The following is a 23,933-nucleotide window of genomic DNA, read 5'->3' on the forward strand; positions in this document are numbered from 1 at the left end:
CTTTCACGCGGGCACTTTATGCTCGGGGCGTTGGTCATTTATTCAGGCATTTTTAAACGAGCGGTAGGGGGATTTCACAATGGACGATTATCAAGAAGAGCTGCTCGAGTATCAGGCATTTGAACTGGACCCATTGGAGCCAGCGGAAGACGCTACAGAGCTTTAAGCATCACGCGGATTGGCGATGGCTGCGGCGAAACTCGCCGGGTGTCTGGCCGTTCCAGCGTTTGAAGGCGCGTTGGAAAGCTTCGGCTGAGGCAAAACCCAGCAGGTAGGCGATTTCACCGAACGCCAGTTCCGTGTCGCGAATGTAGGTCATGGCCAGGTCGCGGCGCGTGTCATTGAGAATGGCGCGAAATTGCGTGCCCTCCTCGGCGAGTTTGCGACGCAAGGTCCAGGTCGGCAGCTTCAAGCGTGCCGCCACTTCTTCCAGGTCGGGTTCCCGGCCACCATTGAGCAATGGCCCCAGTAACTGAGTGATGCGTTCACGCAGGCTGCGGGTGCGTGTCAGTTGCTCCAGTTCCCGCTCACAGAGTTGCAGCAAGTGTCGCCAGGTACTCGGGCAGTGCTCCGGGTTGCGCTGGGCGAGGCTGGCCAGGCTCAGGCGCAGTTGATTCTGTTCGGCACCGAACTGAATCGGACAATCGCCCAGCGCGGCATATGCTTCACGATAATCCGGTTCGGCAAACTCAATCTCGATCCGTTCGGCGCGAAGGGGGGCAGGGCTCACGCTGGACAATTGCTGCAACCACCCGGCGATGATCGAATCCACCACGAAGCGGTTGTAGGCGTTGTAGGGACTGATGGAATAGAACCGCAGCCACGCGCCCTGAGCGTCTTCATGAAAGCTCGATTGACCACGGTAGTTGGAGCCATACAGGGCTTCAAAACGAATCAGGCAGCGCGCCGCTTCGCGAACCGTCGGCGCCTGGGCGGCGGTGACTCCGGCCAGGCCGGCCTGACTCAGACGACTGAGCTGGCCCATGCGCAAACCCAGCGCCGGATCATCGGTCAGTTGAATGGCTCCGTGGCCCAGGCGCATGTAGCGCGGGATCGACAGCCGGGCCCCCGCTTCGGCCAGGCGCGCGGCATCGAGGCCGTATTGCTCAAGCAACGGTTGCGGGTCCACACCGTGGCTGCGCACGGCGTCGGCCAGGCTGTGAACAAAGCCCACCGACAGATCCCCAAGGCGCATCGGCAGCGGTTTCATGGGTTACAACCAGAGGTTCAGCAAACGCGCGCCACGGGCGTTGCCGTCGGCGAACTGCTGCCCGTTGTTGCTGAGAAAACTTTGACCCGCGCTGCCCTTGTCCCAGAATTGACCGCGCAGGAACACGCTCATGCCGGCAATGGCCCGGCTGCTGGGCGGCTGGCCGGTCAATGTCAGACGATGCCAGGCCTGGCCTTCACTGAGTTCACCGGCCTTGAGGCTGACCGAGCTGGGCGTCGACAGCCCCTTGTAACCCCGCCACGGTTTGTCCCAGGTGTCGCGGCCAACGACATACGCCGGAACAGCCACCAAATGGGCGCCCTGAGCGTCGAGTTTGCGGTAGTTGTCCGGGTACCAGCTGTCGCTGCCGATCAGTACGCCCAAGCGTCCAGCCGGTGTGTCGACAACGTTGAGCGTATGCTCGCCATTGGCCTGGATGACGTCATGGTCAGCAAAGACCGGATGCATCTGGCGTTGCGGCTGGCCGATCGGCACACCGTCGCGACCGAACACCACGCTGCTGTTGTACAACGCACCGCGGCCGACTTTCAGTGTTCCGTCGATGATGCTCGGTTCGGGCAGCACGATAGTGCCGGCCACCAGGGTCACGTTGAACGCCTTCGCCAGCCCCCCGAACAGTGCCTGATAATCCTTGGCCATGCTTTTGGCCTTCATCCGCAAGTGAGCGTCATCGAGACGACTGTCGCCCTTGGCGCTGATCAACGCACGGACGAACTGCACAGGATTGCTCACCGCCAGCCAGTTCATGGCTTCCTCAAGTGTGGTCGCCTGGTACAGCTCATCTTTCTCGCCGCTGACCATCAGCCAGGTGCCGATATGTTCAGGCATCACGACGATGGTCTTTTCATTGAGCAAGCCCTGGTCCTGGGCCTGCTGCAAATAGGCGGCGAGCTTGCGGTGCAGGCGTTCGGGGCTTTGATAGTCGGTGGGAAACAGCTCGGGCTGGATACCCAGCAGATTGCCGCGATCGGCGGGTGTGCCTTGATCGACCGCGAGTTGGATGCGCAGGTCCGACAGGTAATGACCCACCGGACGGTCCGCGGCCCACATGGCGTAGGTCGTGAGGGCGGCAATCAATGCCATGGAGAAAGTCAGGTACAGAAGTTTGCGCATGGAAAACAGTCGACAGCCGTGTGCAGGGTTCGCGACTAGGGTAGGGCCCATGCCGACGCTTGCCAAGGGGCGCTGCACATTTGGATCAATAAGTTGTCAGTTTCGGTCATTGAGTGACGGGGGCGCGACTCTTAGTCTGTCCAACATGACTGACGGGGGCCGAAGAGCTCCTGCATTTTTTCCGTGATCGCTCGATGTGGAGTTACAAATGGCCGCCGCTCATTACCCGCACCTGTTGGCCCCGCTGGACCTGGGTTTCACCACGCTGCGCAACCGCACCCTGATGGGTTCGATGCACACCGGTCTTGAGGAAAAGCCTGGTGGTTTCGAACGCATGGCGGCGTACTTCGCCGAGCGTGCTCGCGGCGGTGTCGGCCTGATGGTCACCGGCGGCATTGGTCCGAACGATGAGGGCGGGGTGTATTCCGGCGCGGCCAAACTGACCACCGAGGAAGAAGCGCTCAAGCACCAGATCGTGACCCGTGCAGTGCACGAGGCGGGCGGCAAGATCTGCATGCAGATCCTCCACGCCGGTCGTTATGCCTACAGCCCGAAACAGGTCGCGCCGAGTGCCATTCAGGCGCCGATCAACCCGTTCAAGCCTAAAGAGCTGGACGAGGAAGGTATCGAGAAGCAGATCAGCGATTTCGTCACGTGCTCGACCCTGGCGCAAAAAGCCGAGTACGACGGCGTCGAGATCATGGGTTCGGAAGGTTATTTCATTAACCAGTTCCTCGCCGCCCACACCAACCACCGCACCGACCGTTGGGGGGGCAGCTACGAAAACCGTATGCGCCTGCCGGTGGAAATCGTCCGCCGTGTACGCGAAGCGGTCGGCCCGAACTTCATCATCATCTTCCGCCTGTCGATGCTCGACCTGGTGGAAGGCGGCAGCAGCTGGGAAGAGATCGTGACCCTGGCCAAAGCCATCGAGCAGGCCGGCGCGACCATCATCAACACCGGCATCGGCTGGCACGAAGCGCGGATTCCGACCATCGCCACCAAAGTGCCGCGTGCGGCGTTCAGCAAAGTCACGGCCAAGCTGCGTGGTTCGGTGAGCATTCCGTTGATCACCACCAACCGCATCAATACGCCAGAAGTGGCCGAGCAGATTCTGGCCGAAGGCGATGCCGACATGGTGTCCATGGCGCGGCCGTTCCTCGCCGACCCGGACTTCGTCAACAAGGCGGCCGCTGGCCGTGGCGACGAAATCAATACCTGCATCGGTTGCAACCAGGCATGCCTGGATCACACCTTCGGCGGCAAGTTGACCAGCTGCCTGGTGAACCCCCGTGCTTGCCATGAAACCGAGCTTAACTACCTGCCGGTGCAGCAGATCAAGAAAATCGCCGTGGTGGGTGCCGGTCCTGCGGGCCTGTCCGCGGCCACTGTGGCGGCCGAGCGTGGGCACTCGGTGACGCTGTTTGATTCGGCCAGCGAGATTGGTGGTCAGTTCAACATTGCCAAGCGTGTGCCGGGCAAGGAAGAGTTCGTCGAAACCCTGCGCTATTTCAACCGCAAACTGCAAACTACCAACGTCGAGGTGTGCCTGAACACCCGTGTCGACGTGGCGAAACTGGTTGAGGGCGGTTACGACGAAATCATCCTGGCCACCGGCATCGCCCCAAGAACCCCGGCGATTCCCGGCGTTGAAAACGCCAAGGTGCTGAGCTACCTGGACGTGATTCTCGAGCGTAAACCGGTGGGCAAGCGTGTCGCGGTAATTGGCGCAGGCGGTATCGGTTTCGACGTGTCGGAATTCCTGGTTCACCAAGGCGTTTCCACCAGTCTGGACCGCGATGCGTTCTGGAAGGAGTGGGGCATCGACACGCATCTTGAAGCGCGCGGCGGTGTTGCCGGCATCAAGGCTGAACCCCATGCGCCGGCTCGCGAGGTGTTCCTGCTGCAACGCAAGAAATCCAAAGTCGGCGACGGCCTGGGCAAAACCACGGGCTGGATTCATCGCACCGGTCTGAAGAACAAGCAGGTGCAGATGCTCAACAGCGTCGAATACTTGAAGATTGATGATGAAGGCCTGCACATCCGCATCGGCGAAACCGGTGAGCCGCAGGTGCTGCCGGTGGACAACATCGTGATCTGCGCCGGGCAGGATCCGCTGCGTGAATTGCAGGAGGGGCTGGTGGCTGCCGGGCAGAACGTGCATTTGATTGGTGGCGCGGACGTGGCGGCGGAGTTGGATGCCAAGCGCGCGATCAATCAGGGGTCGCGGTTGGCTGCTGAGTTGTAAGCAACTCAATCCCTGTGGCGAGGGAGCTTGCTCCCGTTGGAGTCCGAAGGACTCCCTCTATCAGCGATCGTGGTGTGTCAGGTTAATCACTGTCACCAGTTTTGCGGCCGCTGCGCAGCCGAGCGGGAGCAAGCTCCCTCGCCACACATTGGCTGCTAAGATGCCGACTCTTCACCCAGAGCCGGCATTGATGCTTCTCCCTCCCAACGACTGGCTACCCCAAGCCCCGCTCCAGCCCCTTGACCTCGACTGGCTCACCACGGCCAGCATCGAAGTCGCCATCCTGCGTCTCGACCGGATCGATCCACTGATCAGCGGCAACAAGTGGTTCAAACTCATCGAACACCTCAACGCCGCTGACCGGATCGGCGCCCAAGGCATCATCAGCCTCGGCGGTGCCCACTCCAATCATCTGCATGCACTGGCAGCTGCCGGCAAACGTTTCGATTTCAAAACGGTCGGCCTGCTGCGCGGTCATCCGCTGGAAACACCGACGGTGAAAGACTTGCAAGCGTTCGGCATGCAGTTGCACTGGTTGGGTTATGGCGGTTATCGAGCGCGGCATGAAGCGGGTTTCTGGCTGCCCTGGCAGGTGCATTATCCCGACCTGTATCCGGTGCCTGAAGGGGGCGGCGGTCTTCGGGGGGCGTGGGGTTGCAGGCAGTTGAAGGCGATGGTCCTCGATCAACTCGGCGACCTGGGCTGGAGCGATTACGACGGTTGGTGGCTGGCTTGCGGAACCGGCACGACCCTGGCCGGCCTGACGCTGGCGGAGGCGGGCGAACACCCGGTGTATGGCGCGCTCGCGGTGCCCGACGATCATGGTGTGGCACAGCAGGTTGAATCGATTGTCCGAGAGGCGGGTAGTCATGACGTGGCTTACGAACTGTTCGATGCCAGCCGTGGTGGCTTTGCCAAAGTCGATCCGCTGCTGCTCAGTTTCATCGACCAGGCGGAACAGGCTTCGGGAGTTCCCCTCGAACCGCTGTACACCGGCAAGGCGCTGCTGATGCTCAAGCAGCAAGTCGAGGCTGGAACATTTGAAAAGGGCACACGGCTGATCTTCGTCCACACGGGCGGATTGCAGGGCTGCCGGGGGGGCAGCTTGAAAACCTGAAACCCCCTCGCCACAGGGATCAGTGTTTTTCACCCGCGCTTGGGCATCATCCGCAGCAGCGTGTTATCGCGCACCACGTAGTGGTGATAAATCCCCGCCGCCGCGTGCAGGCCGATCAGCCAATAGCCGATGGTGCCGCCGAGTTCATGCCATTCCTCGATTTGCTTGGCCAGCGTCTTGTCCTCCGGGATCAGCAGCGGTAGGTCAACGCCATAGAACATCACCTGATGCCCCTTGGCGCTGGTCACCAGCCAACCGAGTACCGGCATCGCGATCATGAAAATGTACAGCGCCCAGTGCATCAGTCTGGCCAGCACGGTCTGCCAGCGGGGCGAGGCCGGGAAAATCTGTGGTGCCGGGCCCAGGCTGCGCGCGAACAACCGCAGCCAAACCAATACGAACACCGTCAAGCCGAGCATGAAGTGCGATTCGGTGATCAGCGTCCGGCCACCGCTGCCTTTGGGAAAGATCCCGCGAAATTCGATACAGGCGTAAACCAGCGCCAGCAGGACCAGCATCAACCAATGCAGCGTGATCGATACAGTGCTGTAGCGTGATTCGGAGTTCTTCCAGGGCATACGGTGTTCCTCACAGTCTGGTCAAAAAGCCCACCGTTCTTGTTCGACGGTGTTTTTTAACTGTAAACCGCTTTGGTCGATTTGCCTGTGGCTGTTTGGGCATTCAATGCTCTGGCTCAAGTGATCGCCCAAAAAAAGCGCCAGTTCCGAAACGGAGCTGGCGCTTTTTTATGAATCAGTAAACGTTATCAACTGCTTTGTGGCATCTCACCCTTGGCCAGACGCTTGTTGATGTCGGCGATCACTTGCGGCAAGTCGGTGATGGTATCGATCATGTAGTGCGGCCGCGAACCTTCGAACATCGCGTGGATGCGTTTGCGTTCACTGTCGAGTTGCTCGCTGCCCAAGGCGCGGAAACCTTTGTAATCCAGCCCCAGCGCGTTACCGGAGCAGATCAGCGCCACGGTCCACATGCCGGCGCGACGTCCTTCGAGAATACCCGGCACGGTGTCATCGATCTTCACGCAGGCCGCGACGTCGTCGATGCCCAGCGCAATCACGTTGGCCAAGGCCTGTGCCGGCCATGGACGGCCGTTAGGCACTTCGTCGGTGGCGACCACGTGATCGGCAACGTAACCGTTGGTGGCGGCCAGTTCGACCACCTTGTCCATGACCTGTTTCGGGTAGCCGGAGCAGGAGCCGATCTTGATCCCTTGCTGACGCAGGTTGGCGATGGTGTCGAGTGCACCCGGAATCAGCGCCGAGTGCTCGGCGATTTTCTCGATCTGCAGCGGCATGAAACGCTTGTAGATGGCGGTGACATCATCGTCGGTCGGGGTGCGGCCGAACACGGCGCGATAACGCTCGGCAACTTCCGGCTGATCACACAGGGTGCGAATGTGGTCCCACTTGCCCATGCCCATCGGCCCGCGGGCTTCTTCGATGGAGACCTGGACGTCGAACTCGGCGAAGGCTTCGACAAAAATCTGCGTCGGCGCGAACGAGCCGAAGTCGACCACGGTGCCGGCCCAGTCAAGGATGGCGGCCTGGAGTTTGGTTGGGTTGTTGTAGTTCATGTGTTGTGTCCCTTGTAGGAGCGAGGCTTGCCCGCGAAGAACGATAATTCGGTGTGTTCGAAGAACCGCGTCGTCTGCATTCGCGGGCAAGCCTCGCTCCTACAGGATCAGCGGTGCCTGCTCATTCAGATTTCGAGGACTTCCATCTCGCGCAGTACTTCGGCGACCGCCGCTACCGCTGCGTGCATCTCGGCCTGGTTGACGTGTCCGATGCAGCCGACGCGGAAGGTTTCGACCTGGGTCAATTTGCCGGGGTAGAGGATGAAACCCTTGGCCTTGACGCGTTCGTAGAACTCCTTGAACTGATAGCGCGGGTCTTTCGGCGCGTGGAACGTGACAATGATCGGGGCCTGGATCGCGGCGGGCAGGAAGCTGCGCAAGCCGAGTTTGGCCATGTCATCGAGCAGCACCTGGCAGTTGTTGGCATAGCGCTGATGCCGCGCCGGCAAACCACCTTCTTCGTTGTATTGCAGCAAGGCTTCGTGCAGCGCGGCGACCACATGGGTGGGCGGCGTAAAGCGCCATTGGCCGGTCTTGGCCATGTAGGTGTGCTGGTCGAACAAATCCATCGCCAGCGAGTGCGAATTGCCAGCCGCGTTGGCCAGTGCGTCTTTGCGGGCAAAGACGAAACCCATGCCCGGCACGCCTTCCAGGCATTTGCCCGAGGCGGCGATCAGCGCGTCGAACGGCACCTGTTGCGCATCGATTGGCAGCGCGCCAAAGGAGCTCATGGCGTCGATGATCAGGCGTTTGCCGTGTTGCGCAATGACGTGGGCAATCTCCGGCAGCGGATTGAGGATGCCGGTGCTGGTTTCGCAGTGAATCAGCGCAACGTGGGTAATGCTGGCATCGGCGTGCAGCAGACGGTCGACGTCGGCGGCGGTGGTCGGTTCGTCTTCGGCGGTTTCGAAGGTGCTGAAGGAGCGCCCGAGCACTTCGCAGATTTTCGCCAGGCGTTTGCCGTAGGCGCCGTTGATCAGCACCAGCACTTTGCCGTCGCGAGGCACCAGCGTGCCGATGGCCGCTTCGACCGCGAACGTACCGCTGCCTTGCAAGGGCACGCAGTGGTGGCTGTCGCCGCCGTTGATGATTACCAGCAATTGCTCGCACAGGCTGGCGGTCAGTTGATTGAAGCGGTCATCCCATGAACCCCAGTCGACCATCATCGCCTGACGGGTGCGGGCCGAGGTGGTCAGTGGGCCGGGGGTGAGCAGGATTGGCTCGGCAGTGCTCATTCTTGTGTCCTCGCAAAAGCTCTCTGTGGGATGAAGCTACGGGGCATAAATTGCAATTTCGGGTGCTATCAATCAAATTGTTTGTTGTTATGCCAGCCATCAGTGAGAGTTATTCATGAACCTGTTCCAGCTTCGAGCCTTCGACGCCGTGGCCCGCGAAGGCAGCTTCACCCGTGCGGCCGAGCGGCTGTTCATCAGCCAACCGGCGGTCACCGGGCACATCAAGGCGTTGGAGGAGCACTATCAAATCACCTTGCTGCGCCGCACCGCGCGACGCGTGGAGCTGACGGAGGAGGGCACCAAGCTGGCGGCGATCACCCGAGCGATGTTTGGCCTGGCCGAAGAAGCGCAAGTGCTGCTGGAAGCGAATCGACAGTTGCTGACCGGGCGCCTGGAAGTCGCAGCGGACGGGCCGCACATGGTGATGCCGATGCTCGCCAGTCTGCGCGCGCGATACCCCGGAATTACCGTGAATCTGCGCTTGGGCAATGCTCAGGAAACCCTGGCAGCGTTGTTGTCCGAGCATGCCGACGTGGCGGTGTTGACTGAAGTCGAGCCGCGCAAAGGCCTGCATCTGCAAGCGTTGAGCGAATCACGGATTTGCGCGCTGGTGCCTGACAGTCATCCCTGGGCCAAGGCGTCCAAGGGCGTGAAGCTCAAGGAGCTGGATCAGGTGATCATGGTGTTGCGTGAGCCGAGTTCGATTACCCGGCGGACATTCGATGAAGCTTGCGCGTCGGCATCGGTCAACCCGAGGGTGTTGCTGGAGTTGGACAGTCGCGAGGCGGTGACCGAGGCCGTGGCGGCCGAGTTGGGGGTTGGCGTGGTGTCTTCGGTTGAGGTCAGTCATGACCCGCGGGTGGCGGCAGTGCCGATTTTGGGTGAAGGGCTGGTTAACCGGCACATGATCGGGTGCATGGAACGGCGGCGGGATTTGCGTTTGATTCGGGCGTTTTTTGAATTGGCGCCTATTCGATAAACCGAGGCGCGGCCTTCGCGGGCAAGCCTCGCTCCCACAGGGGTTTATGCTGGCCGCAGGTCTTGTATACGACGCATAACCTGTGGGAGCGAGGCTTGCCCGCGAAGAGGCCAGACCTGCCTACACCAGACTCTCGCGCACCATCTCCAGAAACGTCGCCACCACCCGCCGCGAACTCTGCTCGCGCAAGCACACCAGCGTTTCGGTCAATCGCCGTGTGCAATCGGTAATCGGCAACGCACACACCCGCGAGTCCGCGCCAAACTCGGCGGCGGACACCACGCCCACCCCGATCCCCACGACCACCGCCTCACGCGCCGCTTCCCGGCCTTCAACCTGGATCGCCGGGCGGATGGAAAACCCGGCCTGGGCCATTTCCTCTTCCAGTGTCTGACGCGTCACCGAACCGATTTCCCGCAGCACCAGGGGCGTGTCGTGCAAATCCGCCAGGCAAATCGATTCGCGATCCGCCCACGGATGATTGTGTGAAACGAAGGCCACCATCGGGTCATTGCGCAGCGGCAGCGAGATCAGCCGCTCGTCACTCACATCCCGGCCGAGCAACGCCAGGTCGGCCTGATAGTTGAACAGGCGAAACAGCGATTCGTCGGTGTTGCCGGTTTCGATTTTTACGCTGATGCCGGGGTAGCGTTCACAGAAACGCGCAATCTGCGGCAGTACGTGCACCGGCGCATCCACCGCGAGAATCAGGCTGCCGGTCTGCAAGGCCCGGGAGTCATGCAAGAGCTCCTGCGCCTCGTCCTCGATGACGAACAGGCGCTGGGTAATGCTCAACAACCGCTCGCCCAGATCCGTCAGGCGCACCGAGCGTTTGTTGCGGTGAAACAGCAACACCCCGAAGCGCTCTTCGAGCTTGCGCACTTGGTCGGAAATCGCCGGTTGCGTAAGAAAAAGCCGCTCGGCGGCTTTGGTAAAGCTTCCGTGGACGGCCACGGCGTGGAAGGCTTTGAGTTGGGCGTGGGAAACCGACATCGAAACCTCCAGTAACAAGTCGAGCCTATATTGGAAATACGATAAATCGATTTCACTTATTAATCAGTAATTGTTTTTATCGAACTGAGCCCCGGTGACTGGTCAGTCGAACAGCGTCGGTGGCCATGAGCCTGCGCGTGCAGTTACAGGCCTCATCTGACCGGTATCGCCTCAGGGAAGCAGCGGTATCGAAGTGCTCAACAATAAAAAAACAGGCGTTATTTCTCAATTCTGCCGGCACACTCACACCCTGAGGTCAGAAATCACAATGAACAACTCCATCGGCACCATCAAGCGGTGGCGCGTGCAGATCTTCGCGATCACCTGGCTCGCCTACGCCGCTTTCTACTTCACCCGCAAAGCCTTTTCCGTGGCCAAACTGGGGATCGCCGAAGACCCCACCTTCATGCTCGACAAAATGGCCATGGCCAACCTCGACGCCCTCTACCTGACCGCCTACGCCTTCGGTCAATTCACCTGGGGCATCCTCGCCGACCGCTTTGGCCCTCGGGTCGTGGTGCTTGGCGGATTGCTCATTTCCGCAGCGGCCGCCCTGGTGATGGGCAGTTTCGCGACGTTACCGATCTTTGCCACCTGCATGCTGATTCAAGGCCTGGCGCAGTCCACCGGATGGTCGGGGCTGTGCAAGAACATGGGCAGTTTTTTCCCTGCCCGGCAGCGCGGAAGGGTGCTGGGGCTGTGGAGTTCCTGCTACGCCTTTGGCGGTCTGGTGGCCTCGCCGTTTGCCGGCTGGTGGGCGTATACGCTCATCGGCAGTTGGCACGCGGCGTTCATTTCCAGTGCGGCGGTGGTTGGGCTGGTCGCCGTGCTGTTTTTTATTTTCCAACGCAATAAACCGCAAGACGTCGGCTTGCCCGCAGTGGAGCCGGAACTGACAACGAAAGAGGCCTGCGCGCAAAGCAAGACCAGCGTGCTTGAACCGTTAAAGGAAATCCTGCGCAACCGCACGGTGCTGGTATTGGGCCTGGCGTATTTCCTGTTGAAACCGGCGCGCTACGCGATTCTGCTCTGGGGGCCGGTGATCGTCTTCGAGCAGATGCCCTCGGTGGGCAAAGTGGGCGCGGCAATCATTCCTACCGCGTTTGAACTGGCCGGGCTGCTGGGGCCGATCCTGCTCGGGCTGGCTTCGGACAAACTGTTCGGCGCCCGGCGCATGCCGGCCTGCGTGATCAGTCTGTTGGCATTGACCGTTTCCCTGGCGCTGTTCATGGGCGCTCTGCACACCGGCAGCGTGTTGTGGGTGGTGGCGCTGCTGTTTGTCATGGGCCTGACCTTGTACGGGCCGGATTCGATGATCAGCGGGGCGGCAGCGATTGATTTCGGCACCGCCAAGGCGGGCGCCACGGCCGCCGGGTTCGTCAACGGTTGCGGCTCGGTCGGGGCGATTCTCGGCGGATTGCTGCCGGGTTACTTCGACTCGGTCACCGTGTTCATCGTCTTCGCCGGCTGCGCATTGTTCTCCGCCCTGGTGCTGATCCCCCACTGGAACAGCCGTCCGACTGGCCTGCGTGTCGAAAGCGCTTCCGTGCCTAACCAGGCGATGACCGTAAAACCCCTGCGTACCTGAGGAAAAACCGATGAGTCCTTTCTGGCTGAAACAGGCGCTGGAGGCCTGGTCCTGCGTGCCGTAAAAACATACAGGAACCTGCAGGAGCGAAGCTTGCTCGCGAAAGCGCTGTGGATGTGCGCCTGACCAGGTTCGCGGCGGCTGGCGAGGCTGACAAGGGCTGATCAGTCCCGACGGTTGACCAGCCAATCGAGCAACAGAAGGCCATCGCTGCGTGGCTGGCGAGTGGGTCGAGGCGCTGGCGGGTTGCTCGCCGCCGCACACAACACAGGACGATCCGGGTCGCTGTCGAGAAAACTGATGAGCACGTCGGTACCGGCGAGCGGCAGCCTGGACGGATCGATCCGACCGTCCGGCGCGGCGAGGGCCACGGGTAGCCAGAGACCGGTGGATTCCTTGTCGTCGGCTTGCGCGGTGGGCCACAATCGGACCTCAATCCGCCCTTGAGCATCCAGCACCGCGGGTTGCCCGACAGCGCCCAGCACTCGCGCCTCCTGATAGCCCGGAATGCTCGGTCTGGCCTGTGTGAGCGCTGGCCGGAACACCGTGGACCACGGAATCGCGCTGAACTGATTGCTGTAACGCCGGAGCTTGTCGGCGGTGTCCTCGGCGAGAATCGACGGCTGTCGGCCCTGATGCCGGATCTCGGTCAGCAGCCATTGATCGTTGAAGTTCGCGATGGGATGTTCCGACACTTGCACGATGCATCCGCCGCGCAAATCACTGTGATTGCTTTGCCCCTGAATCTGCCGATGCCGGCAGCGCAGCCGTTCCAGTGATCGACGGCTCGATTGCTCGCGCTGGAGCTGTTGCGGTGCAGGCGAGGCATGGCGCTGGAACAACTCAGTGATCACCGGCACGCTGGCGGGTTCGGCCGTCTCGCCGTGAAAGGGCATCAGCAGCGGTTCCTGGGGAAAGCTCAGGCTGTCATCCGCCAACACCAGCACATGGCCGTCGTGCTGATGTTCGAAGTGATAGTGGATGCCTTCTTCTTCGCAGAGCCGTTGCAGGAACGCCAGGTCGGTCTCATCAAACTGAATGCAGAACGGTCGCACCGCATAGCGTCCGTTGGGCAGTTCAAAACGGAAGCTGTCTTCGGCGATCGCGTTTTCGCTGAGCAACTGACGCAGGATGGCGGGCGCGTCGAGTTGATGAAAAACCCGACGGCAAGGGTGTCGGTCCAGTTGCTGCAACCAAGGCACCAGCACCAGATGGTAGCCGATTCGGTGCGGGCCACGGTGCTCGCGACTGGCGCTGTGCAAGATGCCGTGAATGCCGCTGTCACCCCTCAGGCTCAGGAACGCCGGTTGCTGCAGCAACTGCTCGAGGTTCATGGCGGGTGCCAGGCCGATTACTTCGATCTCGAAACGATAGGGCTGGTTGAGACTTTCTCGGCCACTGAACTGCAACACCTGCAGAGTCAATCCACTGTCCAGGAGGGTCAGGGTGTAGGGACTTTCCTTGTCGTTGTGCATCGAACGCGCTTCTGCCATGGAATATGGGCGCAGAGGGTACGAAACCACGGACCTTTATGGTCACCGCAAGTGAACATTTCAGAATCGCCCTACAACCGCCGGTGAAGAAGTCGATTGGTCATGCCGGTGAGCCGGGTGGATTTTTTGGTCGATTGCCAACTTTAGGCCGTATAAACTTGCGCAAAGCGTCGGCCAATAGATGTCTCGGCGCCACAGATAAGAGAGTGAGTAATGGGCGCACAGTGGAAGGTTAAACACAAAGAAGCGGCATCTAACGCCAAGGGCAAGATCTTCGGCAAACTGGTGAAAGAAATCACTATTGCTGCCCGCAACGGTGCCGATACCGCCACCAACGCACACCTGCGTCTGGTGGTCGAACAGGCGAAAAAAGCCTCGATGCCCAAGGAAACCCTGGATCGTGCGATCAAGAAAGGCGCGGGTCTGTTGGGCGAAACCGTGCAATACCATCGTGTGACGTATGAAGGTTTCGCTCCGCATCAGGTGCCGCTGATCGTTGAATGCGTCACCGACAACATCAACCGCACCGTCGCGGAAATCCGCGTGGCTTTCCGCAAGGGCCAGTTGGGCGCTTCCGGTTCGGTATCGTGGGACTTCAACCATGTGGGCATGATCGAAGCGTCTCCGGACAGCCCTGACGCCGATCCGGAAATGGCTGCGATTGAAGCCGGAGCCCAGGATTTCGAGCCAGGAGACGAAGAGGGCACGACCCTGTTCCTGACCGACCCTGCGGACCTGGACGCCGTTCAGAAAGCGCTGCCTGAGCAAGGTTTTACCGTGTTGTCGGCCAAATTGGGGTATCAGCCAAAAAACCCGGTAAGCGGTTTGAGCGATGAGCAGATGGCTGAAGTCGAGGCGTTCCTGGAAGGCCTCGATAACCATGATGATGTGCAGGATATGTTTGTGGGTTTGGCGGGTTAAGCCGAACCGGTTGTAATTCTATTTGTGGCGAGGGAGCTTGCTCCCGCTCGGCTGCGCCGTCCAGCGGGAGCAAGCTCCCTCGCCACAGGTTTTGTACTTGCCTTTAGCTCAGTTGAACGCGGCTAACGCCTGTCCTATCTCACTGAACCCCGGCCGCGCCAGCACCTGCGGCTGGCAGCAGCGCTGCTGCAACGCCTCCAGCTGCAAACGCCTTTCATCACTCAACCCCGAGTCGATCCGCTCCAGCAATTCCCCCAGCAACACCCCGAATGCCCGCACTTCGATCCGTTGCAGCGCACGGCTTTCAAGGCTGTCGCACGTCGCATGGAAAGACGCCGCGCCAAAGTCCCCCAACAGACAATTACCGTGCTCGTTGCACAAAATATTGTGGCCATAGAGATCGCCATGGGTGATGCCCTGGTGATGCAGATGCTCGGCCACCGAGGCGATTGCGCGGGCCATGCGCAGTGCTACGTGCGCACTGAAACGGGTGCCATCGGCATAGACGTCACGGGTACAGGACGCCAGGCTCGGCAGCCCGGCCAGGTTGCGATAACTCGGATCAATCAGTTGCATCACCAGCCCGGCCTGCTCTTCGGGATGCCCGACGATTCGGCCTTCGACCCGGATCAGATTGGGGTGAAGACCGGCGGTAATGCAGGCGTTCATTTCGTGCAGCGGTGAACCGTCGCTGGTCATTTCGCCTTTGTAGAGTTTGACCGCAACCTGGGTGGCCGGTTGACCCGGTTGCTCCCACGCCGCCCGATGAATCACTCCCGAAGCACCTTCGCCCAGCTGTTGCTCCAGGCGCAACTCAGACCACGCAATACTCGCCGTGGCATCGAGGGCTGCGGCATCGGCTTCGGTTTCCAGCGGATTACCGGCATAGGCCAGCCAGGTCAGGCTTGGCAGGGTCAGCAGCCACTCGGGCAGCTCAGTCAGTTGATTGGCGGCGATGCGGATCAGTTCGAGTCGATGGCATTGGCTCAGGCTTTCGGGCAGGCGCTGCAAGCGATTGCCGGCAAGCATGAGTTTTTGCAGGTGTGGGCGCTGGCCCAACTCGGCGGGCAATTCACTGAGGCGGTTATCGGTCAGGATCAACCAACGCAGCAATGGCGGCAGCGCAGCGGCGGGCACCGTCTCGATGGCATTGGCCTTGAAGCCGATCATCGTCAATGCGGTGCATTGGCCGAGGCACGCGGGCAGTTCGGTGAACAGGTTGTCCGAGCAAAACAGCACGCGCAAGCGGGTCAGGCGGTGCAGATCATCTGGCAGCCGGCTCAAGGCGTTGCCGCTGAGGTTGAGCACTTCGAGCGAGTCCGCCAGGTCGAAGATTTCTCGCGGAAATTCAGTCAGGCCGCAGGCCAGGTCCAGGCGGGTGATACCTGTCAGTTGACCGGCGCGCAGTTGGGCAAGGGTATCCATGGGCGGGTTCGCTATTGATCGAGGGGAGGGCGCGGGGGCTTGGAAATGGGCGACATGATAGCGGTAAAGGTGTGCAGCCGGTGCTGCAACACACAATTTACGGCGGCCCGACTTTCACCAACCGTGTGCAACAAACCTTCCGACGGATAATGGGCGCTCGCCCTCAGCAGAATGCCCCGTTGGGCTGCTTCGCAGTCCAACGGGGTGATGCGGCGTGTCAGTCACTACCGCTCGATACTGCGATTCCACCGTGCATTCCACGCCGGGCGCTGTTCATTGACCTGATCCCAGTCAACGGCAATCGCGGTGGTCAGATACTGTTTCATCGCCTCGACCTGACCCCGGGTTTTGTCGGTGGTCGGCGTATTCGGGTTGGACGGGATCTGGTCGCCATCCTCCAGCGCCGTGGCCTGGGCTTGCGGCGTCAGCAAAAACGCCGCGAGTTTCTGTGCCAGTTCCGGCTGCGTGTTGTTGGCGATGGCGCACTCGGCCACGTTGAGCACCACGGCGCCTTCCTTGGGCTGCGCGTATTCCACCGGCATGCCTTTGAGTTTCAGCGCAGTGACTTGGGTCGGGGTCAGCGGGAACAGCGCGGCTTCGTCGGTCTGGAGCATTTCGGAAATCTTCGCCGAGCTCGGAATGTATTCCAGCACGTTGCGGCCGACGGTGTTCGGCCAGGCCTTGAAGCCTGGCTCGACGTCGGTTTCGCTGCCGCCCTGAATCCGGTTGAACATCAGGAAGCCATGCAGGCCGAAGGTCGAGGAGGCCATCGACTGGAACACCAGCTTGTCCTTGAAGCGCGGGTCGGCCATGTCCATCCAAGAGGTCGGCGCCGCCCAGCCTTTTTCCTTGAACAGACGCGTGTTGTACGCCAGCCCGGTCACGCCGAGGCTGACCGCCACCGCTTGATCCTTGATGCGACCCTTGGCCGGAATCTGCGCCAGCGGTGCGCTGTCTTCGAGTTTGTCGCACAAGCCCATGGCGATGGCGCGGTACATGATGCCGTCGTCGAGGAACATCACGTGCATCTGCGGGTTGCCTTTGCTGGCCTGGACCTTGGCCAGGATATCGGCGGAAGTCCCCGGTACGATCACCACTTTGACGTTGTTGGCTTTCTCGAACGCCGGCAGCACCTTGTCGGCGTAGAGCCGCTCCATGGTCCCGCCGTTCATGCCGAGATAAAGCGTGGGTTCGGCCTGTGCCTGGGTGACCGTGAGCAGGGCAGTCAGACAGGAGAAACCGAGCAGTGCAGTGCGTTTGACGTTATTCATTGGCGCGACCTTCCTCTATCAAGCAACGGAGATGGAGTGAAACCGGGTGATGGAAAACGCATCCAGTGGCGTCTTGGAGGCGCCACTGCAGATGATCTCGGTGAGCGCCTGGCCCACCGCAGGACCGATCTGGAAACCCGCACCGGCAAAGCCGAAGGCGTGCAACAGACCGGGTTGAGTGCTGCTATGACCGATCACCGGTTGGCGATCAGGCAAGTAGCCTTCGGTACCGCTCCAGGTGCGAATCGCCTGGGCGCCTTGAAGAAACGGGTAGAGTTCGACGGCCTGGCGCAGGATCTCGATCACGGCGTGTTGGCCGGGGCGTGCGCGAGCGTCATCGAGGGCAAAACCCTGGCCGCCACCGAGCACGCAATTGCCACGTGCCACCTGACGCGCATAGATGCCGCCACCCTCGACGCCGGTGCTGGCATTCATCACCCATGGCAACGGCTCGGTGACCAGCATCGCCGGGTGGCCGGCGTGCATCGGCACCGCTTCGCCGAATTGTTCAGCCAGGCGTCCGGCCCAGGCCCCGGCGCAGTTCAGCAGCCAGGGCGCGTGCAATTCGAGGCCGGTTTGCGTGCGGACGCGAAAGCGCTGACCGTCGTGTTCTACCGCTGTGACGGCGCATTGTTCATGGACTTGCGCGCCGTGCCGACGGGCCGTTTGAGCAAAGGCGGGGGACACCAGGCGCGGGTTGGCGTGGCCGTCGTCCGGGCAAAACGATGCGCCGGCCGCGACGTCGCCGACCCACGGAAACCGCGCGCGCAATTGATGGCGGTCGAGCAGCTGCAAATCGAGGCCGAAGCCTTGGCTGCTGACGGCATAGTGCTGCAAGGCGTTCAGGTCGTTGAGGCTGCGGGCCAGTTTCAAGTGACCGCTGCGTTGATATTCGCCGTCGATGCCGATCAGTTGCGGCAACTGTCCCCAGAGCTCGTGGGCCCGTTGCGACAGCGGCAATTGCGACAGTGGGCGCCCCTGACGCCGAACACCGCCGTAGTTCACGCCGCTGGAATGCGAGCCGCAAAAGTCACGCTCCAGCAGTGCAACACGCCGGCCGGCCTTGCTCAGGAACAGCGCGGCCGAGGCCCCGACAATGCCGCCGCCAATGATCACTGCATCGACTTCGATCATGCCTCGACCTCCAGGCCAAACGGCAGTGGTTTGATCGGCGCCTGCGCCCGCAAGCGACCGATGTCCGAGACCGGGCGCCGGCTTTCGCAGGCGATGATTTCCGCCGCTGCGGCGCCGCACATGCGCCCCTGACAACGGCCCATGCCAATGCGGCAATGCGCCTTGACCCGATTGATTTCCCAGTGACCTTCGCGCACCACCTGGCGGATGTCGCCGGCCAGCACTTCTTCGCAACGGCAGACGATCACCTCATCGGCGGTTTCGCTGGCCCAGTGCTCGGGGAAGGCGAAGGCGCGCTCCAGTCCGTTGCGGAATTCGCCGATGCGCTGCAGGGCGCGTTCAAGGTGGTCGGGATGTTTTGGCGGAATCAGGTAACCGATGTCTTCGAGCAACGCCAGCGCCGCCCGTTCGCCCGCCATTTCAGCGGCGTCGGCGCCCATGATGCCGGCGCCATCACCGGCCAGATAAACCTCGGCGACACTGCTGCGACCGGCGGGGTCACGTTGCGGTAGCCAGGCGCGGTTGAGTGGGTTCCAGGCGAATTCACAGCCGAGCAAATCGGCGAGTTGGGTTTCACTGCGCAGGCCGTGGGCGAAAGCAACGGCGTCGCAATCGAGCAGATGTTCGCCTTTGGCGTTGGACCAATCCACTGATTGCACGCGCTGTTCGCCATTGATGCGTTTGAGGGTTGCGCCCTGATGCACCGGGATGCCGTGGGCGGTCAGCCAGCTGCGGTAATAAATGCCTTTGGCGAGTGTGGCCGGTTGCGACAGCAGGCCGGGCAGGGCGCGGGCCTGAGCGCTGAAGGGTGAGCTGTCGAGCACCGCGAGCACTTTCGCACCGGCCTTGGCGTATTGATACGCCACCAGGTACAGCAATGGGCCGCTGCCAGCGAACACCACCCGCTCACCGATGGCGCAGCCCTGAAACTTGAGCGCGATCTGCGCTGCGCCAAGGCTGTAGACACCCGGTAGCGTCCAGCCTGACACCGGCAGAATCCGGTCGGTGGCCCCCGTGGCGACGATCACTCGGGAGAATTCCAGTCGTGAGGCTCGGCCCTCATGCACCGTGTCCAGCGCACCGTCTTCGGCGTTCCACACCAGCGTCTCGGGGCGGTAGTCGAGTTGCCCGCGTAGCGTGTCGATCGTTTGATGCAAGGCACTGGCCTTGCGCGCTTCAAAGCCGTACAGCTTGACCGCCGAGCGCTTGAAATTCTCCGGCTGACGTCGATAAATCTGCCCGCCACCGCGCGCCGCTTCGTCCAGCAGCACCGGACGAACACCATGCGCCACCAACGTCTGCGCCGCACGAATCCCGGCCGGGCCTGCACCAATGATGACCACAGCCTTCATACCCACCTCATCCATGAGCACTGCAAATCCCCTGTGGGAGCGAGCCTGCTCGCGATGGTGGCGGCACATTCAACAGATGTGTTGGCGGACAAACCGCTTTCGCGAGCAGGCTCGCTCCCACAGAGGATTCCGGTTCTGCGGGTAGTCAATGTATTCATAGGGTGCGTCCCGGTTCGCGGCTTATTTGTTGGCCTGCTTCGAGCAGCGTCGAGCAGGCCCGCACGCGGCGGCCGTCGCCCATGCGGACCCAACAGTCCTGACAGGCGCCCATCAGGCAGAAACCGGCGCGGGGTTCGGCGCTGAAGTCGCTGCCGCGCAGGTGTTCGCTGCAAGTCAGCACTGCGGTCAGCAAGGTATCGCCGAGCAGGCCGCTGGCCGGTTCGCCGTCCAGGGTAAATTCCACAGCCGGGCGATCGCCTTCGGCCAGTCGTTTCAGCAGAGCCATGGCGCCCTCATTGTTTACCCACCAGAACCCGATCCAGGCCGTACACCCGATCGAGCAGAATCATGGTCAGCGCGGTCAGGCCGATCACCAATGCCGACACCGCCGCCATCATCGGGTCGATGGACTCGGTGGCGTAGACGTACATGCGCACCGGCAGGGTTTGCGTGGCCGGCGAGGTGACGAAGATCGACAGCGTGACCTCGTCAAAACTGTTGATGAACGCCAGCAGCCAGCCCCCGGCAACCCCCGGCAGAATCATCGGCAAGGTGATTTCCCGGAACAGCGTGAAGCGTCCGGCACCCAGCGACTGCGCGGCGTGTTCGGCGCTGCGGTCCAGGCCAATGGCCGACGCCAACACCAGGCGCAGCACATACGGCGTGATCACCAGCACATGGGCGAAGATCAGCCAGGCGAAACTGCCGTTGACGCCCATCAGCGCAAACAGACGCAACAACGCCACGCCCAATACCAGGTGCGGAATGATGATCGGTGACAGAAACAGGCCGTTGAGAAAGTCCCGTCCGGGGAACTCGAAACGCGTGATCGCCAGCGCCGCCGGCACCGCAATCAGCGTGGCAATACTGGCCGCGCAGAACGCCAGGATCAGGCTGTTGTAGAACGCATCGACAAAGTCGGCACGCTCGAACACCGCACGAAACCATCGCAACGAAAACTCGGTGGTCGGCAGGCTCAGGGTGTTTTCCGGGGTGAAGGCAACGAGGCACACCACCACCAGCGGCGCGAGCATGAACAGCACCACCAGGGCATGGAACAGCAGGGCGAAAGGACCGTTCTTGGACATGACGAGTTATCCCAATGACTTCTTGTAGCGGCCTTCGATCATCCGGTTCCACGACAGCATGATCAGCAGGTTGAGCAACAGCAGCGCGACCGCGATGGCCGCGCCCATCGGCCAGTTGAGCTCCGACAGGTATTGGTCGTAGATCAACGTGGCGACCATCTTCAAGCGACGTCCGCCGAGCAGGCCGGGAATGGCGAACGAACTGGCGGCCAGACCAAACACAATCAAGGTGCCCGAGAGCACGCCGGGCATGATCTGCGGCAACACCACCTGGCGCATCACCGTGAAGTGGCTGGCCCCCAGCGACAGCGCGGCCTGCTCGGCGGCGGGGTCGAGCTTCTGCAGTGAGGTCCACACCGGAATGATCATGAACGGCAGCATCACGTGCACCAGCGCAATCACCACCGCGAACGGCGTGTACAGCAACTTCATCGGCGAACCGCCGAAGGCTTGCAGCGTCTGATTGACCAGCCCGTCGGCACCCAGCAGCAGGCTCCAGCCGAAGGCACGCACCACCACCGAAATCAGCAACGGCGTGAGGATCAGAATCAGGAAGATCGAGCGCCAGGGTGCGCCCATGCGGCTGAGGATGTAGGCCTCGGGCACGCCGATCACCACGCAGAGCAGGGTGGTCAGGGCGCTGATCCACATCGTGCGCAGGAAGATCTCGTAGAAGTACGGATCGCCCAGCAAGCTGCTGTAGTGGTCGAGGGTGAAGGCGTCGCCGTTGATCCCCGAGCTGTAATCGAAGACGTTGAACGACAGCACCAGAGTCAGCAGCAGCGGGATGATCAGCAGGCCGAGGTACAACGCCAGGGCCGGTGCCGACAGCCAATACCCCTGGCGTCCCTGGCGGATGGCAGCAAGCGTACTCATGCCGGCACCTCATCCACGCTCAGTACCCGCAGCAGGGTCGCGTCCCAATCGAGTCCGACTGCTGTGCCTTCGGTCAAGGGTGCCGAGCCGTCGTTGCGGCGCACCACGCTGAGTTCGCCCAAGTTCGTCGAGACGCCGTACAACCATTGGCTGCCAAGGAAGAAACGGCTGACGATCTGGCCTTGCAGCCGACCTTGGCCGTGCTCCCGCAGATCGATTTTTTCCGGGCGCAGACTCAGGGTCAGTTCACCGCCCCTTTGCACCTGGACCACGCCCGCGCCATCACGCTCGCCGGGCAGCAAATTGGCTTTGCCGACGAACCCGGAAATGAACTCGGTGCGTGGGTGTTCATAAAGGGTGTAGGGCGCGTCGATCTGGGTGATGCGCCCGGCCTGCATCACCACCACGCGGTCGCTGATGGACAGTGCTTCGGACTGATCGTGGGTGACCATCAACGTGGTGATCCCGACTTCACGCTGGATGCGGCGGATCTCGAACTGCATCTCTTCGCGCAGGTTGGCGTCGAGGTTGGACAGCGGTTCATCGAGCAGCAGCACGGGAGGCTCGATCACCAGCGCCCGGGCCAGCGCGACACGCTGACGCTGGCCACCGGAGAGTTCCCGTGGGTAACGCTCGGCGTGCTGATTCAGGCGCACCAGTTTCAACACCCGATCCACTCGTTGCTGCAACTCGGCGCCTGGCACTTTGCGCATCCGCAGGCCGAAGGCGACGTTGTCTTTGACAGTCATGTGCGGGAACAGCGCGTAACTCTGGAACACCACGCCCAAGCCGCGGCTGGCGGGTTTGGCGTGGGTGATGTCGCGACCGTCGAGCAGGATGCGTCCGCTGCTGACTTCGACGAAGCCGGCGATCATTTGCAGGGTGGTGGTTTTGCCGCAGCCGGAGGGGCCGAGCAGGGACACGAACTCGCCTTTCTCGACCGAGAGGTTGGTGGCGACGACGGCGTCGATCTCGCCGTAACGTTTGCCGAGTCCTTCAAGTTGCACAAAAGCCATGACTGCGCTCCACCTGAGATTGTTATGCGTCGCCCGAAGGCGCGCTTTTTTGTATGGGCAGATACGAAAAGATGTTGCGGGGTGCGTTGGCGCTCGACTTCAGTCGGCTGCCGCTGTTGTTCGAATCGCCCCTGTCTGGACGCAGAGTAGGACGAAGAATAGGATGGGCTCAATGGCCTATTTCACTGAAGCGATGACTATTTTCAGTTTCATTCAGTGAGTAAATTTTTTGTCGAGTAATCACATGTCTGATTCCACTGAACGGAACGAAAACAAAAATGAAGTCGGTGTCGGGGCTGTGTCCAGACTGTTTGCCGTGTTGCGCAGTCTGGGTGACGCCGTCGAGGGCGGGGAGCGTGTGACCCAACTGGCCCAGCGTATCGGCTTGTCGCAACCGACCACGCATCGTTTGTTGCGCAGCCTGATGGACGAAGGCATGGTCGAACAGGACGCTCGCAGCAAACGCTATCGCCTGAGCCTGGATTTTTTTGCGTTGGCGGCGCGGGCCGGCAACACCGGGAATCTGCGCGAACTGGTGCGACCGTCGTTGCTGCGACTGTCGGCTTCGTTGGGGGATTCGTTGTTTTTACTGGCGCGCAGCGGGTTTGATGCAATCTGCCTGGACCGCAGTGAAGGGCCGTTCCCGATCCGCACCTTTACCGGTGATATCGGCGGGCGGGTGGCGCTGGGCGTCGGCCAGGGCAGTCTGGCGATTCTGGCGTTTCTGCCGGAAGAAGAGCGCGATACGGTGATCCATTACAACTTGCCGCGGCTCAAGGATTTTCACCTGTACGACGAGGTGTTCCTGCGTTCGGAAGTCGAGAACGTGCGCGCGCTGGGTTACGCCGGGCGCAACACTGGCGTACTGCAAGGCATGGCCGGCGTGGCGGTGCCGATTCTCGATCGGGAAGGACGGGCCGTGGCGGCGTTGAGCGTGGCCACGGTGAGTGATCGCCTGGGGCCGGATCGTTTGCCGACGGTGGTGGAGATGCTCAAGCGCGAAGCGGCGCTGATCGGGCCGCGGATCAATCCGTTTGATCCGCTGCTGCGTAGGCCTTCGCAGGTGTTCGGGCAGGGCTGAGCGCATTCTCCAAATAACC

The 23,933-nt window shown here is 61.5% G+C and carries 21 protein-coding genes; 6 read left to right on the forward strand and 15 right to left on the reverse strand.

Annotated elements, in window-relative coordinates:
* Positions 1 to 169: 169 nt before the first annotated feature.
* Both AC1ROI_RS03765 and AC1ROI_RS03770 read right to left on the reverse strand, forming a co-directional pair.
* Positions 170 to 1,210: an AraC family transcriptional regulator gene (locus tag AC1ROI_RS03765; protein ID WP_102593407.1), complete on the reverse strand. Its 1,041-nt coding sequence runs from the start codon at positions 1,208 to 1,210 to the stop codon at positions 170 to 172.
* A gap of 3 nt (positions 1,211 to 1,213) precedes the next feature.
* On the reverse strand, positions 1,214 to 2,344 hold the full coding sequence (locus AC1ROI_RS03770; protein WP_102593408.1) for a carbon-nitrogen hydrolase family protein: 1,131 nt from the start codon (positions 2,342 to 2,344) through the stop codon (positions 1,214 to 1,216).
* A gap of 208 nt (positions 2,345 to 2,552) precedes the next feature.
* Between AC1ROI_RS03770 and AC1ROI_RS03775 the strand changes: the two genes are divergently transcribed.
* Complete coding sequence (locus AC1ROI_RS03775) at positions 2,553 to 4,592, forward strand: oxidoreductase (protein ID WP_077749744.1); 2,040 nt, start codon at positions 2,553 to 2,555, stop codon at positions 4,590 to 4,592.
* 190 nt (positions 4,593 to 4,782) lie between these two features.
* Positions 4,783 to 5,709 (forward strand): 1-aminocyclopropane-1-carboxylate deaminase/D-cysteine desulfhydrase, encoded by a 927-nt coding sequence (locus AC1ROI_RS03780; RefSeq protein ID WP_102593409.1) that lies wholly within the window; start codon positions 4,783 to 4,785, stop codon positions 5,707 to 5,709.
* A 29-nt stretch (positions 5,710 to 5,738) separates the two neighbouring features.
* Here AC1ROI_RS03780 and AC1ROI_RS03785 read toward each other — a convergent pair whose 3' ends face one another.
* The 3 genes from AC1ROI_RS03785 to AC1ROI_RS03795 all read right to left on the reverse strand — a co-directional run bounded on the left by AC1ROI_RS03785 (position 5,739) and on the right by AC1ROI_RS03795 (position 8,538).
* Positions 5,739 to 6,287 carry a cytochrome b gene (locus tag AC1ROI_RS03785; RefSeq protein ID WP_010458728.1) on the reverse strand — a complete coding sequence of 183 codons (549 nt, stop codon included), beginning with the start codon at positions 6,285 to 6,287 and terminating at the stop codon, positions 5,739 to 5,741.
* Positions 6,288 to 6,475: 188 nt separating this feature from the next.
* Entirely contained in the window at positions 6,476 to 7,303 is an 828-nt protein-coding gene (gene phnX, locus AC1ROI_RS03790; protein WP_102593410.1) for a phosphonoacetaldehyde hydrolase, read from the reverse strand.
* Between the two features lie 125 nt (positions 7,304 to 7,428).
* Positions 7,429 to 8,538: a 2-aminoethylphosphonate--pyruvate transaminase gene (locus AC1ROI_RS03795; protein WP_102593411.1), complete on the reverse strand. Its 1,110-nt coding sequence runs from the start codon at positions 8,536 to 8,538 to the stop codon at positions 7,429 to 7,431.
* A gap of 115 nt (positions 8,539 to 8,653) precedes the next feature.
* Here AC1ROI_RS03795 and AC1ROI_RS03800 point away from each other — a divergent pair, with 115 nt between their 5' ends.
* Entirely contained in the window at positions 8,654 to 9,517 is an 864-nt protein-coding gene (locus AC1ROI_RS03800; protein ID WP_010458735.1) for a LysR substrate-binding domain-containing protein, read from the forward strand.
* A 120-nt stretch (positions 9,518 to 9,637) separates the two neighbouring features.
* Here AC1ROI_RS03800 and AC1ROI_RS03805 read toward each other — a convergent pair whose 3' ends face one another.
* Positions 9,638 to 10,510 carry a LysR family transcriptional regulator gene (locus AC1ROI_RS03805; protein WP_077749747.1) on the reverse strand — a complete coding sequence of 291 codons (873 nt, stop codon included), beginning with the start codon at positions 10,508 to 10,510 and terminating at the stop codon, positions 9,638 to 9,640.
* 268 nt (positions 10,511 to 10,778) lie between these two features.
* Between AC1ROI_RS03805 and AC1ROI_RS03810 the strand changes: the two genes are divergently transcribed.
* The gene (locus tag AC1ROI_RS03810; protein WP_083377191.1) at positions 10,779 to 12,098 is read left to right on the forward strand and encodes an MFS transporter; all 1,320 of its coding nucleotides are present in this window, start codon (positions 10,779 to 10,781) and stop codon (positions 12,096 to 12,098) included.
* Between the two features lie 164 nt (positions 12,099 to 12,262).
* Here AC1ROI_RS03810 and AC1ROI_RS03815 read toward each other — a convergent pair whose 3' ends face one another.
* Complete coding sequence (locus tag AC1ROI_RS03815; protein ID WP_102593412.1) at positions 12,263 to 13,573, reverse strand: type VI secretion system Vgr family protein; 1,311 nt, start codon at positions 13,571 to 13,573, stop codon at positions 12,263 to 12,265.
* 231 nt (positions 13,574 to 13,804) lie between these two features.
* Here AC1ROI_RS03815 and AC1ROI_RS03820 point away from each other — a divergent pair, with 231 nt between their 5' ends.
* Positions 13,805 to 14,512 carry a YebC/PmpR family DNA-binding transcriptional regulator gene (locus tag AC1ROI_RS03820; RefSeq protein WP_010458744.1) on the forward strand — a complete coding sequence of 236 codons (708 nt, stop codon included), beginning with the start codon at positions 13,805 to 13,807 and terminating at the stop codon, positions 14,510 to 14,512.
* 108 nt (positions 14,513 to 14,620) lie between these two features.
* On the opposite strand, the gene AC1ROI_RS03825 is transcribed toward AC1ROI_RS03820, so the two are convergent.
* From AC1ROI_RS03825 to AC1ROI_RS03860, 8 genes are all read right to left on the reverse strand, one after another.
* Positions 14,621 to 15,937, reverse strand: a complete 1,317-nt coding sequence (locus tag AC1ROI_RS03825) for a leucine-rich repeat-containing protein kinase family protein (RefSeq protein WP_083377189.1) — start codon at positions 15,935 to 15,937, stop codon at positions 14,621 to 14,623.
* Between the two features lie 224 nt (positions 15,938 to 16,161).
* Complete coding sequence (locus AC1ROI_RS03830) at positions 16,162 to 17,208, reverse strand: ABC transporter substrate-binding protein (protein ID WP_010458748.1); 1,047 nt, start codon at positions 17,206 to 17,208, stop codon at positions 16,162 to 16,164.
* Positions 17,209 to 17,226: 18 nt separating this feature from the next.
* The gene (locus tag AC1ROI_RS03835; RefSeq protein ID WP_010458750.1) at positions 17,227 to 18,342 is read right to left on the reverse strand and encodes an NAD(P)/FAD-dependent oxidoreductase; all 1,116 of its coding nucleotides are present in this window, start codon (positions 18,340 to 18,342) and stop codon (positions 17,227 to 17,229) included.
* Positions 18,339 to 19,694, reverse strand: coding sequence for an FAD/NAD(P)-dependent oxidoreductase (locus AC1ROI_RS03840; RefSeq protein ID WP_077749752.1), 1,356 nt, complete (start codon positions 19,692 to 19,694; stop codon positions 18,339 to 18,341). Before AC1ROI_RS03840 ends, AC1ROI_RS03835 begins: the two co-directional genes overlap by 4 nt.
* A 154-nt stretch (positions 19,695 to 19,848) precedes the next feature.
* On the reverse strand, positions 19,849 to 20,139 hold the full coding sequence (locus AC1ROI_RS03845; RefSeq protein WP_083377186.1) for a (2Fe-2S)-binding protein: 291 nt from the start codon (positions 20,137 to 20,139) through the stop codon (positions 19,849 to 19,851).
* A 7-nt stretch (positions 20,140 to 20,146) separates the two neighbouring features.
* Entirely contained in the window at positions 20,147 to 20,941 is a 795-nt protein-coding gene (locus AC1ROI_RS03850) for an ABC transporter permease (protein WP_077749753.1), read from the reverse strand.
* A 6-nt stretch (positions 20,942 to 20,947) separates the two neighbouring features.
* Positions 20,948 to 21,817 carry an ABC transporter permease gene (locus tag AC1ROI_RS03855; protein ID WP_010458758.1) on the reverse strand — a complete coding sequence of 290 codons (870 nt, stop codon included), beginning with the start codon at positions 21,815 to 21,817 and terminating at the stop codon, positions 20,948 to 20,950.
* Positions 21,814 to 22,833 carry an ABC transporter ATP-binding protein gene (locus AC1ROI_RS03860; RefSeq protein WP_010458760.1) on the reverse strand — a complete coding sequence of 340 codons (1,020 nt, stop codon included), beginning with the start codon at positions 22,831 to 22,833 and terminating at the stop codon, positions 21,814 to 21,816. The genes AC1ROI_RS03855 and AC1ROI_RS03860 overlap by 4 nt, the downstream gene beginning before the upstream one ends.
* A gap of 244 nt (positions 22,834 to 23,077) precedes the next feature.
* On the opposite strand from AC1ROI_RS03860, the gene AC1ROI_RS03865 reads away from it, so the two are divergent.
* Positions 23,078 to 23,914, forward strand: a complete 837-nt coding sequence (locus AC1ROI_RS03865; RefSeq protein WP_102595254.1) for an IclR family transcriptional regulator — start codon at positions 23,078 to 23,080, stop codon at positions 23,912 to 23,914.
* Positions 23,915 to 23,933 lie beyond the last annotated feature (19 nt).

The sequence above is a fragment of the Pseudomonas sp. GW823-FHT02C02 genome, assembly GCF_058797635.1.

Coding starts and splice junctions, on each gene's coding strand:
- AC1ROI_RS03785 (WP_010458728.1), bottom strand. CDS start 6,287: ATGCCCTGGAAGAACTCCGAATCACGCTACAGCACTGTATCGATCACG.
- AC1ROI_RS03780 (WP_102593409.1), top strand. CDS start 4,783: ATGCTTCTCCCTCCCAACGACTGGCTACCCCAAGCCCCGCTCCAGCCC.
- AC1ROI_RS03835 (WP_010458750.1), bottom strand. CDS start 18,342: ATGATCGAAGTCGATGCAGTGATCATTGGCGGCGGCATTGTCGGGGCC.
- AC1ROI_RS03765 (WP_102593407.1), bottom strand. CDS start 1,210: ATGAAACCGCTGCCGATGCGCCTTGGGGATCTGTCGGTGGGCTTTGTT.
- AC1ROI_RS03830 (WP_010458748.1), bottom strand. CDS start 17,208: ATGAATAACGTCAAACGCACTGCACTGCTCGGTTTCTCCTGTCTGACT.
- AC1ROI_RS03795 (WP_102593411.1), bottom strand. CDS start 8,538: ATGAGCACTGCCGAGCCAATCCTGCTCACCCCCGGCCCACTGACCACC.
- AC1ROI_RS03775 (WP_077749744.1), top strand. CDS start 2,553: ATGGCCGCCGCTCATTACCCGCACCTGTTGGCCCCGCTGGACCTGGGT.
- AC1ROI_RS03815 (WP_102593412.1), bottom strand. CDS start 13,573: ATGCACAACGACAAGGAAAGTCCCTACACCCTGACCCTCCTGGACAGT.
- AC1ROI_RS03845 (WP_083377186.1), bottom strand. CDS start 20,139: ATGGCTCTGCTGAAACGACTGGCCGAAGGCGATCGCCCGGCTGTGGAA.
- AC1ROI_RS03810 (WP_083377191.1), top strand. CDS start 10,779: ATGAACAACTCCATCGGCACCATCAAGCGGTGGCGCGTGCAGATCTTC.
- phnX (WP_102593410.1), bottom strand. CDS start 7,303: ATGAACTACAACAACCCAACCAAACTCCAGGCCGCCATCCTTGACTGG.
- AC1ROI_RS03855 (WP_010458758.1), bottom strand. CDS start 21,817: ATGAGTACGCTTGCTGCCATCCGCCAGGGACGCCAGGGGTATTGGCTG.
- AC1ROI_RS03800 (WP_010458735.1), top strand. CDS start 8,654: ATGAACCTGTTCCAGCTTCGAGCCTTCGACGCCGTGGCCCGCGAAGGC.
- AC1ROI_RS03825 (WP_083377189.1), bottom strand. CDS start 15,937: ATGGATACCCTTGCCCAACTGCGCGCCGGTCAACTGACAGGTATCACC.
- AC1ROI_RS03865 (WP_102595254.1), top strand. CDS start 23,078: ATGTCTGATTCCACTGAACGGAACGAAAACAAAAATGAAGTCGGTGTC.
- AC1ROI_RS03820 (WP_010458744.1), top strand. CDS start 13,805: ATGGGCGCACAGTGGAAGGTTAAACACAAAGAAGCGGCATCTAACGCC.
- AC1ROI_RS03805 (WP_077749747.1), bottom strand. CDS start 10,510: ATGTCGGTTTCCCACGCCCAACTCAAAGCCTTCCACGCCGTGGCCGTC.
- AC1ROI_RS03860 (WP_010458760.1), bottom strand. CDS start 22,833: ATGGCTTTTGTGCAACTTGAAGGACTCGGCAAACGTTACGGCGAGATC.
- AC1ROI_RS03840 (WP_077749752.1), bottom strand. CDS start 19,694: ATGAAGGCTGTGGTCATCATTGGTGCAGGCCCGGCCGGGATTCGTGCG.
- AC1ROI_RS03770 (WP_102593408.1), bottom strand. CDS start 2,344: ATGCGCAAACTTCTGTACCTGACTTTCTCCATGGCATTGATTGCCGCC.
- AC1ROI_RS03850 (WP_077749753.1), bottom strand. CDS start 20,941: ATGTCCAAGAACGGTCCTTTCGCCCTGCTGTTCCATGCCCTGGTGGTG.